The sequence below is a fragment of the Bifidobacterium sp. 7101 genome (assembly GCF_000499285.1).
Taxonomy (GTDB): Bacteria; Actinomycetota; Actinomycetes; order Actinomycetales; family Bifidobacteriaceae; genus Bombiscardovia; species Bombiscardovia apis_A.
In genome coordinates this window covers 17,534-37,618 of the sequence record NZ_AWUN01000004.1, presented here as the reverse complement: position 1 = coordinate 37,618, position 20,085 = coordinate 17,534, and the positions used below count along the sequence as shown (strand labels likewise).

Annotated in this window: 16 protein-coding genes; 10 read left to right on the top strand and 6 right to left on the bottom strand. The window is 62.8% G+C overall.

The features are described from left to right. Window positions 1–39: 39 nt before the first annotated feature. Window positions 40–1,899 (bottom strand): dihydroxy-acid dehydratase, encoded by a 1,860-nt coding sequence (gene ilvD, locus P272_RS0105825; RefSeq protein ID WP_029678603.1) that lies wholly within the window; start codon window positions 1,897–1,899, stop codon window positions 40–42. 178 nt (window positions 1,900–2,077) lie between these two features. Here ilvD and rpoZ point away from each other — a divergent pair, with 178 nt between their 5' ends. The 10 genes from rpoZ to P272_RS0105770 all read left to right on the top strand — a co-directional run bounded on the left by rpoZ (window position 2,078) and on the right by P272_RS0105770 (window position 13,587). Beyond that, complete coding sequence (rpoZ, locus tag P272_RS0105820; RefSeq protein WP_015022131.1) at window positions 2,078–2,362, top strand: DNA-directed RNA polymerase subunit omega; 285 nt, start codon at window positions 2,078–2,080, stop codon at window positions 2,360–2,362. Window positions 2,363–2,424: 62 nt separating this feature from the next. After that, window positions 2,425–3,645: a methionine adenosyltransferase gene (metK, locus tag P272_RS0105815; protein WP_029678602.1), complete on the top strand. Its 1,221-nt coding sequence runs from the start codon at window positions 2,425–2,427 to the stop codon at window positions 3,643–3,645. 92 nt (window positions 3,646–3,737) lie between these two features. Then, window positions 3,738–6,041, top strand: a complete 2,304-nt coding sequence (locus P272_RS0105810; RefSeq protein WP_029678601.1) for a primosome assembly protein PriA — start codon at window positions 3,738–3,740, stop codon at window positions 6,039–6,041. 101 nt (window positions 6,042–6,142) lie between these two features. Continuing rightward, the gene (locus P272_RS0105800; RefSeq protein ID WP_029678600.1) at window positions 6,143–6,847 is read left to right on the top strand and encodes an HAD family hydrolase; all 705 of its coding nucleotides are present in this window, start codon (window positions 6,143–6,145) and stop codon (window positions 6,845–6,847) included. 45 nt (window positions 6,848–6,892) lie between these two features. Then, complete coding sequence (fmt, locus tag P272_RS0105795; protein WP_029678599.1) at window positions 6,893–7,867, top strand: methionyl-tRNA formyltransferase; 975 nt, start codon at window positions 6,893–6,895, stop codon at window positions 7,865–7,867. A gap of 66 nt (window positions 7,868–7,933) precedes the next feature. Continuing rightward, window positions 7,934–9,496, top strand: a complete 1,563-nt coding sequence (gene arc, locus P272_RS0105790; protein WP_029678597.1) for a proteasome ATPase — start codon at window positions 7,934–7,936, stop codon at window positions 9,494–9,496. Beyond that, entirely contained in the window at window positions 9,493–10,998 is a 1,506-nt protein-coding gene (gene dop, locus P272_RS0105785) for a depupylase/deamidase Dop (RefSeq protein WP_029678596.1), read from the top strand. Before arc ends, dop begins: the two co-directional genes overlap by 4 nt. 93 nt (window positions 10,999–11,091) lie before the next feature. Beyond that, window positions 11,092–11,928: an inositol monophosphatase family protein gene (locus P272_RS0105780; protein ID WP_029678595.1), complete on the top strand. Its 837-nt coding sequence runs from the start codon at window positions 11,092–11,094 to the stop codon at window positions 11,926–11,928. A gap of 54 nt (window positions 11,929–11,982) precedes the next feature. Then, window positions 11,983–12,156 carry a ubiquitin-like protein Pup gene (locus P272_RS0105775; RefSeq protein ID WP_441293860.1) on the top strand — a complete coding sequence of 58 codons (174 nt, stop codon included), beginning with the start codon at window positions 11,983–11,985 and terminating at the stop codon, window positions 12,154–12,156. 3 nt (window positions 12,157–12,159) lie between these two features. Continuing rightward, on the top strand, window positions 12,160–13,587 hold the full coding sequence (locus P272_RS0105770; RefSeq protein WP_044097840.1) for a proteasome accessory factor PafA2 family protein: 1,428 nt from the start codon (window positions 12,160–12,162) through the stop codon (window positions 13,585–13,587). A gap of 99 nt (window positions 13,588–13,686) precedes the next feature. Here the strand turns inward: P272_RS0105770 and P272_RS0105765 are convergent, their stop codons facing one another. The 5 genes from P272_RS0105765 to P272_RS0105745 form a co-directional block, all read right to left on the bottom strand. Then, window positions 13,687–13,974: an HU family DNA-binding protein gene (locus tag P272_RS0105765; RefSeq protein ID WP_015022121.1), complete on the bottom strand. Its 288-nt coding sequence runs from the start codon at window positions 13,972–13,974 to the stop codon at window positions 13,687–13,689. Window positions 13,975–14,143: 169 nt separating this feature from the next. Then, window positions 14,144–16,615, bottom strand: coding sequence for a lysylphosphatidylglycerol synthase transmembrane domain-containing protein (locus P272_RS0105760; RefSeq protein WP_029678591.1), 2,472 nt, complete (start codon window positions 16,613–16,615; stop codon window positions 14,144–14,146). A 2-nt stretch (window positions 16,616–16,617) separates the two neighbouring features. Next, window positions 16,618–18,063: an adenylosuccinate lyase gene (gene purB, locus P272_RS0105755; protein ID WP_029678589.1), complete on the bottom strand. Its 1,446-nt coding sequence runs from the start codon at window positions 18,061–18,063 to the stop codon at window positions 16,618–16,620. 72 nt (window positions 18,064–18,135) lie between these two features. After that, window positions 18,136–19,563: an alpha/beta hydrolase gene (locus tag P272_RS0105750; RefSeq protein ID WP_052323214.1), complete on the bottom strand. Its 1,428-nt coding sequence runs from the start codon at window positions 19,561–19,563 to the stop codon at window positions 18,136–18,138. Further along, window positions 19,560–19,886 (bottom strand): hypothetical protein, encoded by a 327-nt coding sequence (locus tag P272_RS0105745; protein ID WP_029678586.1) that lies wholly within the window; start codon window positions 19,884–19,886, stop codon window positions 19,560–19,562. Before P272_RS0105745 ends, P272_RS0105750 begins: the two co-directional genes overlap by 4 nt. Window positions 19,887–20,085 lie beyond the last annotated feature (199 nt).

The following is a 20,085-nucleotide window of genomic DNA, read 5'->3' as shown; positions in this document are numbered from 1 at the left end:
CCCAATCGAGTCAGAGCCCGATTGGGGGATTTTGTTTTATCAGTCCAGACCGGACAGCCGGTTGATTAGATCCGGATCGCGGGTGGCGCCCTTGTCTGCCGAGCGGGCGAAGGCGGCATAGGCCTTCAGCGCCAGGGAGACCTTGCGGTCCCTGTGAGCCACATAACCTTCGCCGGCCTCCAGCTCTGCGCGACGCTGGGCGAGTTCCTCATCGCTCAGCTCCACGTCTACACGCCGGTTGGGGATGTCGATGCGGATCATGTCGCCGTTGCGGATCAGGGCGATGGGGCCCTTATTGGCTGCTTCAGGAGCGATATGGCCGATGGCCAGGCCTGACGAGCCGCCGGAGTAACGGCCATCGGTCAACAGGGCCACGTCCTTGCCGATGCCCTTGCCCTTGACGAATGAGGTGGGGTAGAGCATCTCCTGCATGCCTGGGCCGCCCTTGGGTCCCTCGTAACGGATGACCAGGGCCTGACCCTTGTGCAGGGTACCATTGAGGATGACCTCCACGGCCTGCTCCTGTGATTCGACCACCAGGGCCGGTCCGCGGAAGTTCCAGATCTCCTTGGGCACGCCTGCGGTCTTGACCACGCAGCCATCGGGGGCCAGGTTGCCACGCAGGATGGCCAGACCGCCTTCTGAGACGGCCGGATGATCCAAGTCATGGATGGCGCCGTTGACGCGGTCGGTGTCCAGGTCCTCCCACTCCTTGGACTGATTGAAAGGCTCTGGGGAGGTGATGTGCCCGGGCGCTGCATGGTAGAGCTCCTTGGCCTGGTCCAGGCAGGTGGGGCGCATGATGTCCCAGTCGTTGAGCTTGGACTCCAGGTCCGGGTAGTCGATGGAATGCGTGTCCTGGTGAAGGACTCCGCCACGGTCCAGCTCGCCCAGGATGCCGCAGATGCCACCGGCCCGGTGGACGTCGGATATCTCCCAGTCTCCGGAGGGAGAGGCCTTGCAGATGCAGGGGACCGTGTGGGAGATGCGCTCGATGTCGTCCAGGGTGAAGTCCACATCCGCCGACTGTGCGGCAGCCAGGATGTGCAGGACGGTGTTGGTCGACCCACCCATGGCTACATCCATGGTCATGGCGTTTTCGAAGGCTTTCTTGGTGGCGATGGAACGCGGCAGGACCGAGTCGTCGTCATCCTGATAGTACCGGTTGGCGATTTCGACGACCAGCTTGCCGGCCCGTTCGAAGAGCATCTTCCGGGCTGTGTGGGAGGCCAGGGTGGTGCCGTTGCCGGGCAGAGCCAGACCCATGGCCTCAGTCAGGCAGTTCATTGAGTTGGCAGTGAACATGCCGGCGCAGGAACCGCAGGTGGGACAGACCGTCTTCTCCAGGGCCAGCAGACCTGCATCGTCGATGCTGTCATCCGCCGATGCATACATGACGTCAATCAGATCCGTGCTCTCTTGGACTGTTCCGTCGGGCATGACTGTACGTCCGGCCTCCATGGGGCCGCCGGAGACGAAGACCGTGGGAATGTTAAGACGCAGAGCGGCCATGAGCATGCCGGGGGTGATTTTGTCACAGTTGGAAATGCAGATCAGGGCATCGGCGCAGTGGGCGTTGACCGAGTACTCCACAGCGTCCGCGATCAGGTCACGGCTGGGCAGGGAGTAGAGCATGCCCGTATGGCCCATGGCGATGCCGTCGTCCACTGCGATGGTGTTGAACTCGCGGGGGATGCCTCCCGCTTCCTTGACGGCCTTGGAGACCAGGCGTCCCACCTTGTTCAGGTGGACGTGGCCGGGCACGAACTCAGAGAAGGAATTGGCGATGGCCACGATGGGCTTGCCGAAGTCCTCACCCTTGACGCCAGCGGCACGATAGAGAGCACGGGCGCCCGCGAACTCTCGTTCCTTCATCAACTTGGCTGATCGCATCTGCATAGTTTTATTCAAGTGAACAGGGACAGCGACGGCGCCAACATGACCACATGTTGGAATTTTTGGCGTGTTTACAATGCTTTTCCCGGCAGAGAAGTATCCGAGGCTAAAATCGAGCCCCGGCGGTAAAATCATACAGATTGAATGAATGGTTCATCCAGTTGAATTGGAGAAACATCTTATGGCATTCGGTACCGAGCCCCATCCGCAGGGATTTGCGAATCCTCCCATCGACGACCTCATGAAGCACGCCGATTCGAAGTATGCGCTCTCTATCTTCGCGGCCAAGCGGGCCCGTCAGATCAATTCCTATTTCACACAGCTCAATGAGGGCCTGTTGCAGAACGTCGGTCCACTGGTCGAGTACCAGAACCAGGAGAAGCCCCTGTCCATCGCCTTCCGCGAGATCAACGAGGGTCTGCTTGAGGAGACCCTGGGCGAGGACGATCTGAGCGAAGGCAACTGAGCCTTTCGACTCTCGGTACAGGGTCCTCGGGCGGTGACGGTTTCTAGACAAAGGTGAATGAAATGACAGAGCGACGGCTGATTTCGGCTGAATCAGTGACCGAGGGCCATCCAGACAAGGTCTGCGACCAGATTTCCGATGCCATCCTGGACGATTTGATCGCCCAGGATCCGCACTCGCATGTGGCAGTGGAGACCTCGGCGGCCACTGGTCTCTTCTTCGTCTTCGGAGAGGTCTCATCCCAAGGCTACACGGACATTCAGTCCCAGGTCCGGTCGGTGCTGCGTAGAATTGGCTACACATCGTCAGAAATTGGACTGGATGCGGATTCCTGCGGTGTGACCGTGGCTCTGAGCGAGCAGAGCAAGGAAATCAACCAGGGTGTGGAACGGTTGTCGGCCAGCCAGGAGAGTGCTGCCACCCGTGAGGAGCGTTATCAGTCCCAGGGGGCCGGTGACCAGGGCGTCATGTTCGGGTACGCCTGCGATGAGACCGACACGCTCATGCCCCTGCCCATCTATCTGGCTCACCAGCTGGCCTTCCGGCTGGCACAGGTGCGCAAGGAGGGGATCATCCCTCACTTGCGGCCCGACGGCAAGACCCAGGTCACCATCGAATACGATCAGGATGACCGCCCCCGTCGTGTTGACACGGTCCTCATCTCCACCCAGCACGATCCCGAGGTCGGGCATGACTGGCTGCAGGAGCAGTTGATGGAGCATGTCATCACGCCCGTCCTGGATCGCGTCTGCGGCAAGGCCGTCGAACACCAGGGCTACCGGGTGCTGGTCAATCCGACCGGTTCCTTTGTTCTGGGCGGTCCTGCGGCTGACGCAGGGCTGACCGGACGCAAGATCATCGTGGACACTTATGGCGGTGCGGCCCATCATGGAGGCGGCGCCTTCTCCGGTAAGGATCCCAGCAAGGTCGACCGGTCCGCTGCCTATGCGGCGCGTTGGGTGGCCAAGAACATCGTGGCCGCTGGGTTTGCGCACAAGGTCGAGGTCCAGGTGGCCTATGCCATTGGCGTGGCCGATCCGGTCAGCGTCAACGTTGAGACCTACGGCACCGAGGAGGGGGTCAGCCGGGAGCAGATCCAGGAGGCCGTGCGCGAGGTCTTCGACCTGCGGCCTGCTGCCATCATCGACGAGCTGGATCTGTTGAGACCTATCTATGCCAAGACTGCAGCCTATGGGCACTTCGGCCGGGAGGATCCCGACTTCACCTGGGAGCAGGTGGACAAGGTGGGCGAGCTCAAGGCCGCCATCGGCATGACCAGGTAGTAGCTGTTCATCAAGAGCCACGGCGGGTTCCCAGGTCATCGACTGGGGAATCCGCCGTGGCTCTCTTAATTGTGAAAGCGAGGGGAGAAGCCATGGATTCGCAGGATGTCAGTCAGCCCGCCCTGGATGGTCTTGCCCCGCGCCGTCGTTCGAGCAGCAGTCGAAAGAAACCTCCGCGCCGACCGGCCCATGAACTCCCTGTGGCACGGGTGGTGCTGGATGTGCAGGCCACTCATCTGGGCGGGACCTTCGATTATCTGGTGGATGCGGACCAGGACGATCATGCACAGCCGGGATGTCTGGTTCGCGTCCGGTTCGGGGCGCGCAGGGTCAACGGCATCATCTGGGAACGCGCGGCAGACAGCCAGGTTCCCCGCGCCTCCCTGCGTTTCCTGGAACGGGTGGTGCTGGATCGCAGCCTGATCTCATCTTCCCTGCGCGCGGACATCACTGCCATCGCCAGAGCCTATGGGGGTACTGAGGCCAACATTCTACGGTTGGCCCTGCCTCCTCGCGTGGCCCGCATCGACAAGGAGCAGCAGTTGGTTCCCGGTCAGCCTCGTTTGGCATCCGACCCCGCCTGGGTGGCTGGGCTGGCCCAGCGACAACAGAAGCTGAAGCAGAGGCTTGACTCGGGCTACCAGGGGCTGGGAAAACTGGATCAGTCGCTGGAAGATGATGCCTTCGCCGCCTTTTTGGCTGACATTCTGCCTGGCATGGATCAAGCCGCCCTGTTGGCTGCCAGGGTGCTGATAGCTGCCTTGCTGGCCGACCGGTCGGCGGTTATGGTGCTGCCGGGCACCCGTCAGGTGGTCCACCTGTCCGCAGTCCTCCAGCAACTGGGGTTGCGTCCCTTCGGCCCTTCTGTCGTCGCAGGTCCTGGCAAACAGGAGACCCGTGGCTGGTCCGGAGATTTCGCCATTCTGGACAGCGGTATGGCTCCTGCCGAGCGTTACAGGGCCTACCTTGCCCTGGCCTCAGGTCAGGTCCGCTGCGTCATAGGGCTGCGGGCTGCCATGTACGCCCCGGTGGAGGGTCCGGCCCTCTTCGCTCTGATGGACGACGCCAGCTACCAGTACGCCGACGGGATGATGCCATACGCCAACGCCCGCGGAGTGCTGAGGCTGCGGGCGCGTGCCCACGGCGGAGTCTTCCTGGCCATGGCCCGTGCCAGAAGTGTACGTTCCCATTGGGAGAGTCTGCCCGAGGCCACCGAGGCAGACTCTGGCGTGACCGGTCCAGGCACTGCTTTGTCGCTTGACCGGTCCGCAGTGACGACCCTGCTGCCCTGGATCCGCTGGCTGAATAGGGAGGAACTGAGCCATCTGGCCGACCCGACCGTGGGCGCCCGGGTTCCTCATACCGCCGTCGCCGTTATAAACAAAGCCTTGGAGCGTGGTCCGGTTCTGCTGTCCATTCCTCAGGACGGCATCTTCGAAAGTCTGAGTTGCGCTCGTTGCCATCATCAGGCCCGTTGCCCGCGTTGCACCGGACCCCTGCGGGCAAGACGACCTGGGGCGCCCCGATGTGCCTGGTGCGGGGCCGCGGCTACGGACTGGTCCTGCCCGGATTGCGGGGGTTCACGGCTCCGGGTGGTCAGGGTAGGCGCCGCCGGGACGGCCCAGGAGCTGCGCATGCTCTTCAGAAATGTGCCCATCGTCATTTCTTCGCCCAGCCAGCCTCGCGGGGTGGTCGAATACATAAAGGATCGTCCCAGTCTGGTCATCGCCACCCCGGGCGCCGAGCCCAGGGTGGTTGGCTCGGGCGTCGATGGCAACAATACAGATACTGGCGATTCGGATCTGCCCCGGCTGTCGCGAGGATACCGGGCCGTGGCAATTCTGGATGCCTGGACCAGCCTGTATGCCCCTGGCGTCGATGCGCGTATGGACACCCTGGGAGCCTGGATGCGCGTGGCCTCCTTCTGCCGCTCCCGGGCCCAGGGAGGTCAGGTGCTCCTGCTGGGGGAGTGCGATCCCCAGCTGGCCCAGGCGCTGATGACCTGGCAGGGGTCGGTATTGGCGGCTGCCGATCTGGAAGACCGTCGGTTGACTGCCATGCCCCCTGCTGTTGGTATGGCAGCAATCTGGGGCGAAAGGGAGGCCGTCGTCTGGATGCTGGACGCCGTCGGGATTACGCCGGGTCAGGAGGCCGTGACAGATGCTGGCCCTGAGCCTGTTCCTGCCCTGCTTGGGCCTGTGCCCATACCGGCGCCGTCCACGCTGAAAGCCGGCTATCTGGAGGGAACGCAGGACAGGGTCCGAGCCCTGGTTCGGGTGCCCACCAGCCGCCGGGACAAGCTGGCTGACGATCTCAAGCAGGCTCAGGCCAAGTATGTGGCCGGTCGCGGGCGAGGAGAGCTGCGCTTCCGGATGGATCCCAAGGATTTGACCTGATTGGTGCTTCAAGCGGATATGCAGGGGGTCTATGCGGAGTGGTTTCATGAGGGGGCGCAGGCAGAGGCGCATACGAACGAATTCAGGAAAGGCGGAGAGTCATGAAGGGATGGCCGGGCGAGATCCAGGTTGAAGCAGATGTGATCCAGGCCGAGCAGAAAGCGGCTCAGGCCCAGGGGCAGCCCATTGAACAGGTCATCTTCGACTTCGGCAACGTCCTGATTCGTTGGCAGCCCGAGATGGCCATGGTGGCCCGATACGGGCGCAGGAGCATCGAAGCCATGCTGGACGACAGCCGTTCCGGCTTCTACCGGGCCAACAACATGATGGATGGTGGAGCCACCTGTGCCCAGGCCCGTGACTGGGTGGCCGCCAACTGCGGATCCCCCTGGGATGACATGTTCGCCTACTACTGTGACCACTTTGTCGATTCGCTGACCGGTCCGGTTCCTGGTGCCCGCATGCTGGTGGAGGACCTGAAGGCGGCAGGCTTGGGCGTCTGGGGGTTGACCAACTGGGGCGCCGAGCTCTTCCATCACGCCTGGGACGGCGACTCCTTCCTGCATAGGCTGGATGGAGTGGTGGTCTCCGGGCCCATCCACATGCGTAAGCCTGACCCGGCCATCTACCGGTATGCCCTGGATCGGTTCGAAATCCGGGCTGACAGGACCCTCTTCGTGGATGATAAGGGTATGAATGTAGTCGGCGCCAACAAGGCCGGCATCCGCAGCCTGCGATTCAGTGACCCTTACGGGCTGCGCACTGCCCTGATCGAGGCAGGGGTGAATATTCCTCAGGTGCAGTGAACGTGCAGAGGTCCACAGTCGTCAGATGAAAAGGAGATTGCCCATATGGTCATGACATTGCTGTTTGCAGGCACGCCTCAGGTCGCCTTGCCATCTCTGAGATTGCTGGCGGCCGATCAGGAGCATTTCCGGGTTGCTGCCGTGCTCACTAGACCCGATGCCCCCCAGGGGCGTGGAAGGCATCTGCATCCCAGTCCGGTCAAGGCTGAGGCACTGAAGCTGGGGATTCCTGTTCTTGAGAACAACCCCTCCGATCCGGACTTTCCAGCTCGGCTGCAGGATACGGGTGCCAGCTGTGCGGCCGTCGTGGCCTACGGGCGGATCCTGCGCCAGCCGGTTCTGGATGCCTTTGAGGGTGGCTGGTACAACCTGCACTTTTCACTGCTGCCGCAGTGGCGGGGGGCAGCTCCGGTACAGCGGGCCATCTGGGCCGGGGATACCATTACCGGCGCCACGGTCTTTCGGCTGACGGCCGGTATGGATGAAGGGCCAATCCTGGCCCAATCCACCGTGGAGATCGGGCCGCACGAGACCTCGGGCGAGCTGCTGGATCGCCTGGCTGAGGACGGATCCCACCTGCTGGCTGCCAGCCTGGAGGCCCTTGCTAAAGGTCGGATTCAACCCAAGGAGCAGACGCAGGGCGCCTACCAGGTGGCCGCCAAAATCACCCATCAGGACGCCCACATGCGTTTCGATGTGCCCGTTTTCGCCCTGGATCGACAGGTCCGGGCCTGCAGCCCGGAACCGGGAGCCTGGTGTCTGTATCGGCAAGGCGATGACCCGCAGGACAAGCAGACGGGACTGACCGTGCTCAAGGCTGCACCAGCCCGAGGGGATGAGCCTGGTCTTCCTTCGCATCTGGAGCCGGGTCGGCTGGCCATGGACCGTCGCCATCTCTGGGTGGGTACCAAGACTCTGCCCTTGGAGCTGCAGATGGTCAAGGCCGCCGGCAAGCGTGCCATGAAGGCCATGGACTGGGCCCGTGGAGCTCGTTTGGAGGACGGAGCCCGTTGCAGCTGAGTCCTTCCGCCCGGCTGGCTGTCCAGGCCGAGCGAGGCTCCCAGGGACGGACGAAGGAGGGAAGTCATGCAGTCCGATGATGTTGAGCAGGCTGAACCTGCCAATGACCAGGACCAGGCCGCTGATCGGCGCAACCGGGCCCTGGCTGCGGCGCTGACCAGGGCTGCCAAGGAACTGTCCAAGGCCAAGAGCCAGTTGGCCCAGCTGGGCCAACCGCCCTTGACGGTCGCCCTTGCCCTGGGCGTGGATTCCGTCGCCTATGACAGCCAGGGGGTGCAGCAGGCCCGCCTGCTGATCCTGAACGGTTCCAGACGGATGGTGGTGCCTCTGGCGCCCGATATACACGCCGAGCGGATCAGGGCCGGCCAGGAGGTTCTGCTCAATGCCGATATGGTGGTGGTGCGTGTGGGCGATCAGCCGGTGACCGGGCAGGTTCGCACGCTGCGGGAGACCTTGGAATCCGGAGCCTTGCTGGTGGAAGACTCCTCGGGACAGACTCGCGTTGTTGCACGCGCAGGATCTCTGCAGGACCAGCCCATCGAGGCGGGTAGCGCCTTGCTCATGGACGAAAGCTGTTCAATGGCCCTGGCTGTTCTGCCTGAGTCTGACCAGTCCGACATGCTGCTGGAGGAGACTCCTGACGTGGACTTCTCTGACATTGGCGGTCTGGACAGGCAGATTGAACGTATCCGGGATGCTGTCCAGCTGCCCTTCCAGCACGCCGATCTGATGCGTCGTTATGGGCTTCAGGCTCCCAAGGGTGTTCTGCTCTATGGGCCGCCCGGCAATGGCAAGACCATGATTGCCAAGGCCCTGGCTCGAGCCCTGGCCCAGGAGAGCGACGGCCACGGGGTCTTCCTGTCGGTCAAGGGCCCCGAGGTGCTCAACAAGTTTGTGGGCGAGTCCGAACGTCTGGTCCGCCGTCTCTTCGCCCGGGCCCGTAGCCTGGCAGACCAGGGTGGGCCCGTGGTGGTTTTCATCGACGAGATGGATGCCCTCTTGCGTACCCGAGGATCGGGCATCTCGTCGGATGTGGAGACCACCATCGTCCCCCAGTTCCTGACCGAGCTGGACGGTGTCGAGTCCCTGGACCAGGTCATGGTCATCGGTGCCTCCAACCGCATCGACATGATTGACCCGGCGGTTCTACGTCCAGGACGGCTGGATGTCAAGATCCGCATCGACAGGCCCGACAGGATCAGGTCCGCCGCCATCCTGGGCAAGTATCTGAGCTCCGATATGCCCATGGAGGATGATGCCAGGCCAGAGGAGCTGATCCAGGTACTGGTTGACGGACTCTTCGCTCAGGATGATGACCACCTGCTGGGCAGGATCATGGATGCCACGGGCCGCTGGCAGCCCCTCTACCTGGAGTCCGTGGTCTCCGGCGCCATGCTGCATAACCTGGTTGATCGGGTCAAGACCATGGCGGTCAAAGCCTCCATCGAGCAGGGACAGCAGGTGGGCCTTGACCGTGGACTCTGCATGAGGGCGGTTCGTGGGCAGTATGAGGACACTCTGGAGGAGCTCCGCGGCCAGGATCCGAACCGTTGGGCTGATCTGGCCGGACTGCGCCCGGGACAGGTCCAGGAGGTTCGCCCAGTCGACGGGCCAGGAGAGCGGTCATGAGTTCCGGACGGGTCATGGGTACCGAGACGGAGTATGCCATTGCCGACCCCCAGGATCCCGGCGCTGATCCGCGTACTTTGGCCCTGCGTCTGGTAAGGGCCGCTGCCCAGCCGGACTTGGCGCACATCCGCTGGGACTACGGGGGCGAGGATCCGGTCAATGACGCCAGGGGAGGTCGGCTGCCGCGTTCCGCTGCCGCGCCGAGCATGCTCACTGATGCGCCCGGTGCCCGGCTGATCGATGTGGCAGCTCCCAATGGTGCGCGGATTTATGTGGATCACGCCCACCCTGAGTATGCCTCGGCGGAGACAGTGAATGCCTTCGATGCTCTGGTCCAGGACCGCGCGGGGGACCGGATGATGGCACAGGCCGCAGAAAGAGCCGGAGGCCTGGCCCTTTACAAGAACAACGTGGACGGCAAGGGTGCCGCCTGGGGATCGCATGAGAATTACCTGATGGATAGGGCAGTGCCCTTCGCCAGGGTGGCGGCCCTGATGACCATTCACTTCGTTACCCGCCAGATTTATACCGGTTCGGGCAGAGTGGGCCTGGGGCCCAGGAGCGAGGAGGCTGGCTTCCAGCTCAGCCAGCGCGCCGACTATCTGACCAGCCGGATTGGACTGCAGACCACCTTCGGACGACCGATCATCAATACCCGGGACGAGTCACACGCCGGGCCGGGCAGCCGCCGTCTCCACGTGATTGTAGGCGATGCCAACCGGTTGGATGCACCCTTGGTCCTCAAGCTGGGGACCACCGATCTGCTGCTGGAGCTCTTGGAGTCCGAGGGTGGTTCGACCAGTCAGGTCGATGAGCTCCTGGATCGCTGGGCGCTGGATGATCCGGTGGCGGCCCTGCACACGGTTTCGCGAGATGTAACTCTGACCAAGCCTTTGGCTTTGGCAAACGGAGGATGCGCTGATGCGCTGACCATCCAAAGGGCACTGCTGGATGCGGTCCGCCAGACTAGACGGGATGCCGACCGGCCAGGTTCTTCCGAGGACAGGGTTCTGAACCTCTGGGACCAGGCGCTCGAGGATCTGGCTCTGGTGCGTTCGGGTGATGACGAGGCCCGTCTGGCCATGCATGACCAGGCAGGCAGGTTGGAATGGCTGCTCAAGTGGCAGCTCTTGGAGCGTCTGCGCCGTCGTCGGTCCATATCCGACTGGTCGGATCCCCGTCTGGCGGCCCTGGATCTGGCCTGGGCACGGGTGGATCCCGGCCGTGACCTGCCTTGGCGACTTAGAGGATCCTTGCTGCGACTGGCCAATCCCGAACAGGTCACCAGAGCCATGGACCAGGGTCCTGAGCAGACTCGGGCCTGGTACCGTTCCCAGCTGCTTCACCGTTGCCCTGATGCAGTCAGGGCCATTTCCTGGAGTCGTGTCATTCTTGAGGAGCAGGGACCGGAGGGAGAGCCTAGGACCAGGGTTGTGGACCTGTCCGATCCGCTGGGTCACACACGGTCTTTCTGCCGGGATGGCCGCGGCATATACTGCTGATAGCGCAGAAATTAGTCCGATATCCGACCGGACGACCACCGGTGGACCACGGTCGGCAATGCCTCGACCACCCGTTTGAAAGAGAAGAGAAGTATGGAATTGCGCGATTTGGCCATGCAGGCCGCCACCATTGCCGTGGAGGCCGGCCGTCATGCCCTTCAGGACCAGATCAACCCCCACGATCCCCGATCCACCTCAGCCATCGGCCAAGGCACCCAATTCTCGCCGAGCATTGACACGCGTCTGATCCGCTACTGCCGGACCAAGATCGCTGCCCTGGACCCCATGGACGGCTTCTGGGAGGAGGAGGCCGGCAACCGTCGTCCGGGCGGACGCTACTGGTGCCTGGGCCACATCGACGGTCCGGTCAACTACGTACGCAACATGGCCGAATGGACGCTGACCATCTCCCTCTTTGCCGTGGACGAGAAAGGCCACGCATCACCGGTCCTGGGCATCGTGCATGCCCCGGTCCTGGGCCTGACCTATCTGGCGGCCAAGGGCCAGGGTGCCATCAGGATTCGACGGACCATCGTGGGCGACAAGCGGGAGAAGATCATCCCCTCCACGATGACCACCCTGACCGGATCAGTGATCAGCTTCGGCATGTCCTACTTCCCCAACGAGTCCGAAAAGGTCCTGCAGATCGTCTCGCGCATGGCCGGCAAGCCTGCCGACATCAAGCGCGTCGGTCCGGTCTCGTTGGACCTGTGCCGGGTGGCGGATGGTAGCTACGATGCCTACTTCGAACCGGCCCTGCACTCCTGGGACATCCCTGCCGTCTCTGCGGCGGCTGTCGTGGTCCGGGAGGCCAAGGGCACCCTCTGGCGCTGGGATGGCGGGCATGTGCGCTGGGAGGGCAGCAACGACGTTGTGGCCACCAACGGACTCATCGCGGGGGATCTGAACACGTATCTGAGCGGGCGCTGATCCGCTCCGGGAAGGAGAGCGACCATGGTTGAGGCATTCCAACAGGGACGACGCATGGCAGCCGGGCAACAGCATGAGCAGGAAGAGGATCTGCCGCAGATCGGTGCACAGGAACAGGACCAGGCGGCTGGATCCGATCTGGATGCCGTCCTGGATGACATCGAGACCACCCTGGAGACCAACGCCAAGGAGTACGTGCAAGGCTTCGTCCAGAAGGGCGGCCAGTGATTCATGGCGGACGGGCAGGGCAGTGACTCGGACTTTCGCAGGATATTCGGTATCGAGACCGAGTACGGACTGAGCCTGACCGGTGCCAGTGGCCCCTATGCCGCCGGCAGGGTGGCTATGGCCATGTTCCGTCCTCTGATTGATAAGCATGGATCAACCAACATCTATCTGCCCAATGGCGCTCGACTCTATCTGGACGTGGGCTCCCACCCGGAGTATGCCACTGCGGAGGCTCGTGATCCGCTGACAGCCCTGACCCAGGTGCTTGCCGGGGAACGGATCATGACCGACCTTGCAGAGCGCGCCGGGAAACGTCTGACAGAGGACCTGAACAGGTCCGTGAAGGTTCACATCTTTGCCAACAATGTGGATGCCCAGGGCCATGCCTTCGGTTGTCATGAGAACTACCTGCTGGACCGGCGAGTTCCCTTGGACATGATTGGGGCCTGTCTGGTCCCCTTCTTGGTCACCCGGCAGCTGATCACCGGGGCGGGTCGTATGAGCTCTGATGGGTTCCAGATCAGCCAGCGGGCCGACTATCTGGACGAGGCGGTCTCCTCGGCCACCACCCGTGCCCGTCCCATGGTCAACACCCGTGACGAGCCTCTGGCCGATCCCGAACGATGGCGGCGTCTGCATGTGATCGTAGGGGATACCAACCGGTCGCCGCTGGCCACCTGGTTCAAGATGGCCAGCACCCACCTGGTCCTGAACTTGATCGAACAAGCCTGCCGCCAGGGCCGCCGACCCGACCTGGCAGACTGGGCCCTGGCTGATCCCGGTGCAGCAGTCCGCGCTGTCAGTAGGGATCGGACCGGCCGGGTCACGCTGGACCTGCAGGCTTCCACGAAGACCGGTGGCATCAACGCTCTGGGTCTACAAGAGTCCTATTGGTCGGCCTGCAAGGCCTTGGTGGACCAGCAGGAGGATATGGGCATCGACCGGTCCCAGGCTCTGCGTGCCCTGCAACTTTGGAGGGCAGCATTGGATGCGCTGGACGCGGGGCGTTGGCAGGATCTGGCTGACTGGGTGGATTGGGCCGCCAAGCTGCGGTTGCTCCAGGGCCTGAGTCGACGAGGCGCCGGACGGGATCTGGAAGAGGCGCTGGACCTGGACTATCACGATCTGAGCGAGGGAAGGTCCTTCCCCGGTCTGGTCAGGCATGGGCTCATGCGCTCGCCGGTCGACGACTCCGAAGTTCAGCGCGCCATGGACCAGCCTCCAGAGGATACCCGGGCCCGTCTGCGTGGCGATTTCGTCCGGGTGGCAGACCGGGGAACGCGCACATGGTCATGCGACTGGAGCCACCTGGTCCTGGGTGGTTCCCACCGAGTCGAGGTGGCCCTGCCCGATCCCTTCGACCATCTGGGTCCACCCCGATATCACTCTCTGATGGACTTCCTGAAGGGTGCTACAGAGCCGCGTACTTAGCGACGGTTTGCACTGCTGATCATCTTTCGGGTTTTACTGCAAAAAGAAGAGCCCCGGCAGCCGTGGATGGATGCCGGGGCCCTTGCAGAAAGGCTGGTTTCACTTCTTGTTGGTGACGGCCTTCTTCAGCAGCGAACCGGCAGAGATACGCACGCCATAGCTGGCCGGAATCTTGATGGTCTCACCGGTACGGGGGTTGCGTCCGGTACGGGCGGCACGCTTGACACGCTCGGCTGAGAACAGACCGGTCAGCTTCAGACCCTCACCGGACTTCATGGCCTCGACGAAGACATCCTGGAAGGCGTTGACAGCAGCTTCCGCCTGAGCCTTGGTCAGGTTGGACTTCTGCGCAATCTTCGAAACGAGATCAGACTTGTTGTATGCCATAGAACATCCTTCTTTCGGGGGCCTCCCATTGCTTGATTTGGGGAAAGCCCAACGGTCAATGACTGATATTACCGCAGATTAGGCCCAAACACCGCATTTTCCGGGGGTTTCCGACATTTCACCATGCGATTTTTGAGGCCATCTGGATTGGTGCTGCCCGAAGAGCTCCTCAGATGCGATTGTGATTGCTCAACCAGCGCATGGCCAGGGCTCCCAGGGGGATGCGTAGCCAGTAGGTGGCCACCCGGAAGACCAGAGTCGCCGAGATGGCCACACCCGAGGGAACGCCAGCCAGGCGGAAGGCGGAGAAGAGCACCGCCTCTATGGCCCCCAGGCCGCCGGGAGTGGGGACGGCCGAACCCAGCGTGTTGGCCAGGAGGAAGACGAAGGTGGTCTCGAACACGTTGGTCCTGCAGCCGAAGGCCATCAGGGCGGCCCAGAAGCTCATGCCCAGGGCGGCAGACTGCAGGACGGCCCCGAGCACGGCCACCACCAGTTGCCTGGGCTGAGTCAGAATCTCTACAAGGTGGCGGGCGTAGGAGGCCACGATGGGCATAAGCCGCTCCATGACCAGCCGCCGTGTGTAAGGTACCGCCATGATCAGGGCCGCGATGATGGCCACCGTCCCGATGACGATGACCAGGGTGTTGGTGGGAATCATCCCGGATAGGGTGTTGCGCCCGGTGAACAGGCCGATGACGATCAGCAGGCAGAAGGTGGTCGCGAACTGGACCGCCACCACGGCGCTCATGATGGCCGTGGCCATAGTGTTGTCGTAACCGTCCCGCCGCAGGAACTGCAGGTTGACAAAGGCCGGTCCAACTCCGGCGGGCATGGAGACCGAGGTAAACGAGGATGCGACCTGGGATAGGAAGATGCCCCTGAAGTCGCGCTTGGCCGGGTCGATGAAGACTCCCAGGGTGATGGCGCAGCCCACCCAGGACAGTGATCCCAGCAAGAAGGAGAGTCCGGCCATCCAGGGGTTGGCGTTGCGGACGGCGCTGATGACCTGGGGCAGGTTGAACTGGGTGATGATGACCGCCACTGCCACTACCAAGAGGGCCAGGGCCACGAAGCTTCGCAGGCTGAAGCGGGAGAGGGTCACCTGGCCGGTCTCCGCCACCGACTCAGGAGGAGCCAGGGCCCGCAGCTGTTTGCGCAGGTCGGTCAGAATCTGTCGATCCCAGCCGGGCAGGGCCTGGGTCTGTGAGGGAATGGCCACCATCTGGCAGAAGGGCGACAGCCCCGCCAGGGTCTTGACCCCCCAGGAGGCACGGGCGGCCTCGATGGCCTGGTCTACACCAATCAGCGTGGCGACCAAGGTCAGAAGCTGGATACGGTCCAGGGCGATGTTGGCCTGAGAACTGGCGCTGTCACCATTCTCCCAGCCGGCGATGACCATGCAGCCTGACTGGTCTACGGCCAGAGTCTCCGGGCGGATGCGGCGGTGTGTAAAGCCGCGCTCGTTGGCCCGACGAAGGTAGTCCATCAGCTGCTTGGCCCTGTCGATGTCTAGGCTTGCGGGTTCCAAAGGCCGAAGGTGGACGTCATCCTCCAGGGCCAGAATCGAGGATTCCGCGCTCTCAGCCAGACCGTAGGGGTGTAGGGCGGTCAGCCCCAGATCGCGCAATTCAGTCAGCATGGCCATGTGGTGTTGCATGGAGTTTCTGACCGAACGGTCCCGTCGCATGGAGACTCCGGACAGCTTGATCCACTGCCAGAGTTGCATCAGATAGCCCATGGTGTGCAGCTGGCCATCCATGACCGACACCGTATAGTTGCGGCCATTCCTGTCCTGGGCTCTGTAGATGCGGGAAGCTTCGATAAGGTCGTCGTCGAGGGCGGGCAGGGGCTGGCCATCGGCATCCATACTGGGATCCTGACGTTCCAGGCTGGCGGCGTGGATGCCGATGGAGGCTATGGCCTGTATTACTCCCTGTCCCCAGGCGCCCTTGTTCTGCGTCCCCGCCAGGTATCGGACGACCATGCCCATGATCCGTCCCAGAATCAGCGAGACCAGAACCCCGCTGGCCGAATTGGAGGATATGGCGACCATGATGATGGCCACGACGTATAGAGCGTTCCATCCCCACTTGACCGAGCTGCGCAGGCGACGGGGTCCTGCTGCGCTCAGAAAGGCAGCCAGACCGGCATAGAAGTCAGGCAGCAGGACGGGCGACCCTATGGCATTCTGGGAGCTGAATGAGGCAATCAGGGTCGGGTTGCCCGCCTTCAGGATCAGGTTTGAGGTCAGTACGACCAGTCCGAACCCAAGAAACATAGCCAGGGGTGCAGTGATGGCCTGGATCCACTCCCTATTGACCAGCAGGTGGATAAGCACGGCCAGGACCACGGTCACGGTCACTGCCTGTTGGAGGAATGTCGTGGGTACGTCCATGAGCCAGTCCATGGCATTGCCGGCTTGACGCATGTCCGACTCGACCCCGGCCGCTATGCCCTTCAGATAGACAGCCGCCAGGGTGACCAGGATTCCCAGGATCAGAGCCGCCAAGGCACGAAGTAGGTCCTCGGCGTCATGGACTCGTTGGGGCGGAGTATCCCGTATGACGACCTGATCGGCCTTAACAGGTTCGGCGGAATCGGTGTCCTCGGGGGTAATGGTCGACTGGGACGGGGTCATGGTCAGTCGCGATCGAAGTCCACCAAGGTTCCGGCTGCACCGGTGTAGGTTGCCGGCGTCAGGGCCTTGAGCCGACTGGCCGTGTCCTGGTCCAGGTCCAGGCTATCGATGAAGTGCTCGACATCCTCCCGGCCAATCCTCTTGCCCCGCATCAGCTCCTTGACCTGCTCATAAGGATGATCCATGCCTGAGCGTCCAGCCAGTCCAGCGGCCCTCATGGCCGTCTGAATGGGCTCGCCCAGGACCTCCCAGTTGTTGTCCAGCTCGCGGGCCATCAGTGCCTTGTCAGGGTGGATGGTCTGCAGGCCGCCGTCCAGGTTGTCCAGAGCCAGCAGGCTGTAGCCCAGGGCCGAACCGATGTTGCGCTGGGTGGTGGAGTCGGTCAGGTCCCGCTGCCAACGAGTTTCGGTCAGGGTGGTGGCCAGGGTGTCCAGCAGGGCTCCTGAGATCTCCAGATTGGCTTCGGCGTTCTCGAATCGTATGGGGTTGACCTTGTGGGGCATGGTGCTGGATCCTGTCGCGCCTTTGACGGGTTCCTGGGCAAAGACGCCACGGGAGATGTACATCCAAATATCCACGGCCAGATTGTGCAGGATCCGCCCTAGGTGGGCGATGTTGCTGAAGAGCTCGGCTTGCCAGTCGTGCGACTCGATCTGGGTTGTCAGCGGGTTCCAGACCAGACCCATCCGTTCCACGATGAAGGTCCGCGTCAGATCTATCCAATCCACCTGCGGCAGGGCGGCAAGATGGGCGCCAAAGGTTCCAGTGGCGCCATTCATCTTGCCCATGTAGTCCTGATTGTGGATCCGGTCCAACTGGCGGTGCAGCCGGTGGACGTAGACTGCCATCTCCTTGCCCAGGGTGGTGGGTGTGGCCGGCTGGCCGTGGGTCAGGGCGAGCATGGGCAGATCCCGGTATTGCTCCGCCATGGTTGACAGATGGTTCTCGATCCGGGTGGCCTTGGGGAGCCAGACCTGCTCGACCCCACCTCGGATGCAGCGGGCATAGGCCAGGTTGTTGATGTCTTCGCTGGTGCAGGCGAAGTGGACCAGGGGTGTCAGACTCGGAAGTTGGGACTCGGAGCCAAGTGCTGTGGCTGCAACCTCCAGACGGCGGTCGATGTAATATTCCACAGCTTTGACATCATGGTGGGTCTGGGCTTCTATGCCCGCCAGCTCGGTGATGCCATCGGCATCGAAATCCTCGGGTATGGCTCGCAGGTAGGCCATTTCTTTCTCGGTCAGAGGCTCTACGCCCGGCAGGACCGGGTGCTGGCCGTTGCCCTGATAGCCGTTGGCCAGCATGATCATCCATTCGACCTCGACTCGCATGCGCTCGCGGTTCAGGGCGGGTTCGCTCAGATACTCCACCAGATCGGCGGTTTGTCTGTGGTAACGTCCATCCAGGGGATTGAGGGGGACGACTGGGGTGATTCGGCTCAGGTTCATGCCTCCAGCCTAGACGACCGGGTCAACCAGCGGGAACCGGCACGGGCGCTCCTGGGGGCCCGCGTGTCCTGCTCATCGTCGTAGCCTGCCACGATAGTAGCGGGTCTCCTGCAGGTCGCCTTCAATGGCATGGGTGAAGTGGTCGTCCTGACGTCGTACTGCTGGTGAGTTCTGATCTCGGGCGTCAGCCCAGGCCGCCTGCTGGTAGGCCATGCCGTGGGTTGATTCCTTGCCGGGTCCAGCTGTGGTCACTGTTCGGCCAGTCTGGCTGCCGCCGGGAGGGGGAGGTCCACCTGCTCGTCCCCTGACTGTCAGCTGATTGGAGCGAGAGGGGTTGTCGGCTCCGTCAAGGCTGGAGACCAGCTCTTCGCGCATCTCCACGCTGGTCACCCAGGTGCCAGGCTGTATTTTGCGATGGGCGATGGGCGAGCCGACGGTCACGATGTGATCGAAGCTGTAGCGGTCCGAAAGATCCGAGGCCATGGTGGCGGCCACGATCCCACCCTGGGAGTGGCCTACCAGGCTGACAGGATCGTCCGGGCGCACCCCCGCATCACACATGGCCTGGTCCACCAGACGCAGGGAGGCCGCCCTGTCGCGCACCGAAGCCTTGTCGCTCATGAGCTGGATGTTCTGGGCCCATCCGATGGGGGAGTCCAGATGGGAGCTGGTGCCGGGTATGTAGACCAGCCAGTGATCCTTGCCGTCGGCCTTTCGGTAGCGCTGTACGGCGACGGTTGCGTAGGGAATGCCGTCCCGGCAGGAACCCAGGGTCTCCAGGTTGTGCAGGGCGCCTGCGATGTCATGGGCCTCGCCCAATCCTTTGCCCTGTGGCTGAACGGAATCCATCGTGATTCGGTCACCCTGGAAATGAGCGAGTATCAGGGGCATCAAAAGGCCCGGGCCGGTGACCAATCCGCCGATGGGATCATGATGGTCCGAAGACAGGCCGGATGCGACAGCGGTCAGCAGGGGCTGTTGGATGCTGGCTGTGGTTTCCATAAATTCCTGGAATTGCGATGTGTCCAGGTGACCGGTTAGTTTGGCCACCCCCAGGCCCAAACCGATGGATCCCAGCATGAACGGGGCAATAGGCTCAAAGACGGTCAGGGCCTTGGACGTCAGGGAGCCCATCAGCCGGTCCATGAACGATTCAGCCTGCGAGTACAGCCCGTAGGCTCTGGTCAGCCTGTCGGCCACAGACTGGAGCCGGTCGCGCAGGTCTTCGCAGGCCCGGGCCTGGTCACTGCAGAAGGACACCATCCGATCCATGGGCAGATGGGCATGGCCCGGCGGCGGTACGGCAGCCTGGGTGCAGGGGAGGGCAGGCAGTCCCGGCATGGTTCTGCAGATGGCCTGATTGGTCAGAACCCATTGGGACTGCATGGTGGCCAGGGCACCACCTGCCTGGTTGAGCCGGTCCGCCATGCCGGTCAGGTGGTCCAGCTCGGTGCGCGTATAGCCGTTGGCGTCGGGGGCGGCAGTGATTGTCCGCTTCATGGCCGGATCTCTTGATCGATCAGGCTCAGGGTGCGGCCTGCCTGGATGCGCTGATCCTGGCAGACGGCATCCATGGCCCGCACCTGGGCCCTATAGGCCTCAGCAGCCCGGCCTTCCCAGTCGACCCTCAGAGCTTGGTCGGCTAATTCACTCAGATGGACCAGAGTGGTTCGCGACTGCCGTGCCATATCGGACAGCATGGCCCGGCAGCGGGCCGCTCTAGCATGACAGGGGCAGGTTTGGGCCGCTTCCGGATCAGCCAGGAAGGATTGCTGCTCAAGGAAGGGACCCAGGGCGGGTAGTGACGAGGATGACCTATGCATGTCTCCACTACAACATTGCAATCATCCTGAAATGATCCCCGTAGGGCCATGTGGTCGAATGAGGTCCGATTCATCCGGCTGTGGACGGATTTACCGTTAATTCTGTCGGTCTGATATTCATGGGACGTTCGTCTGCATGGGGATCGATTTATTGGGAAAGAGGGTGGTGGAATGACTCACGCGAAAGGTTGTGTGGGCC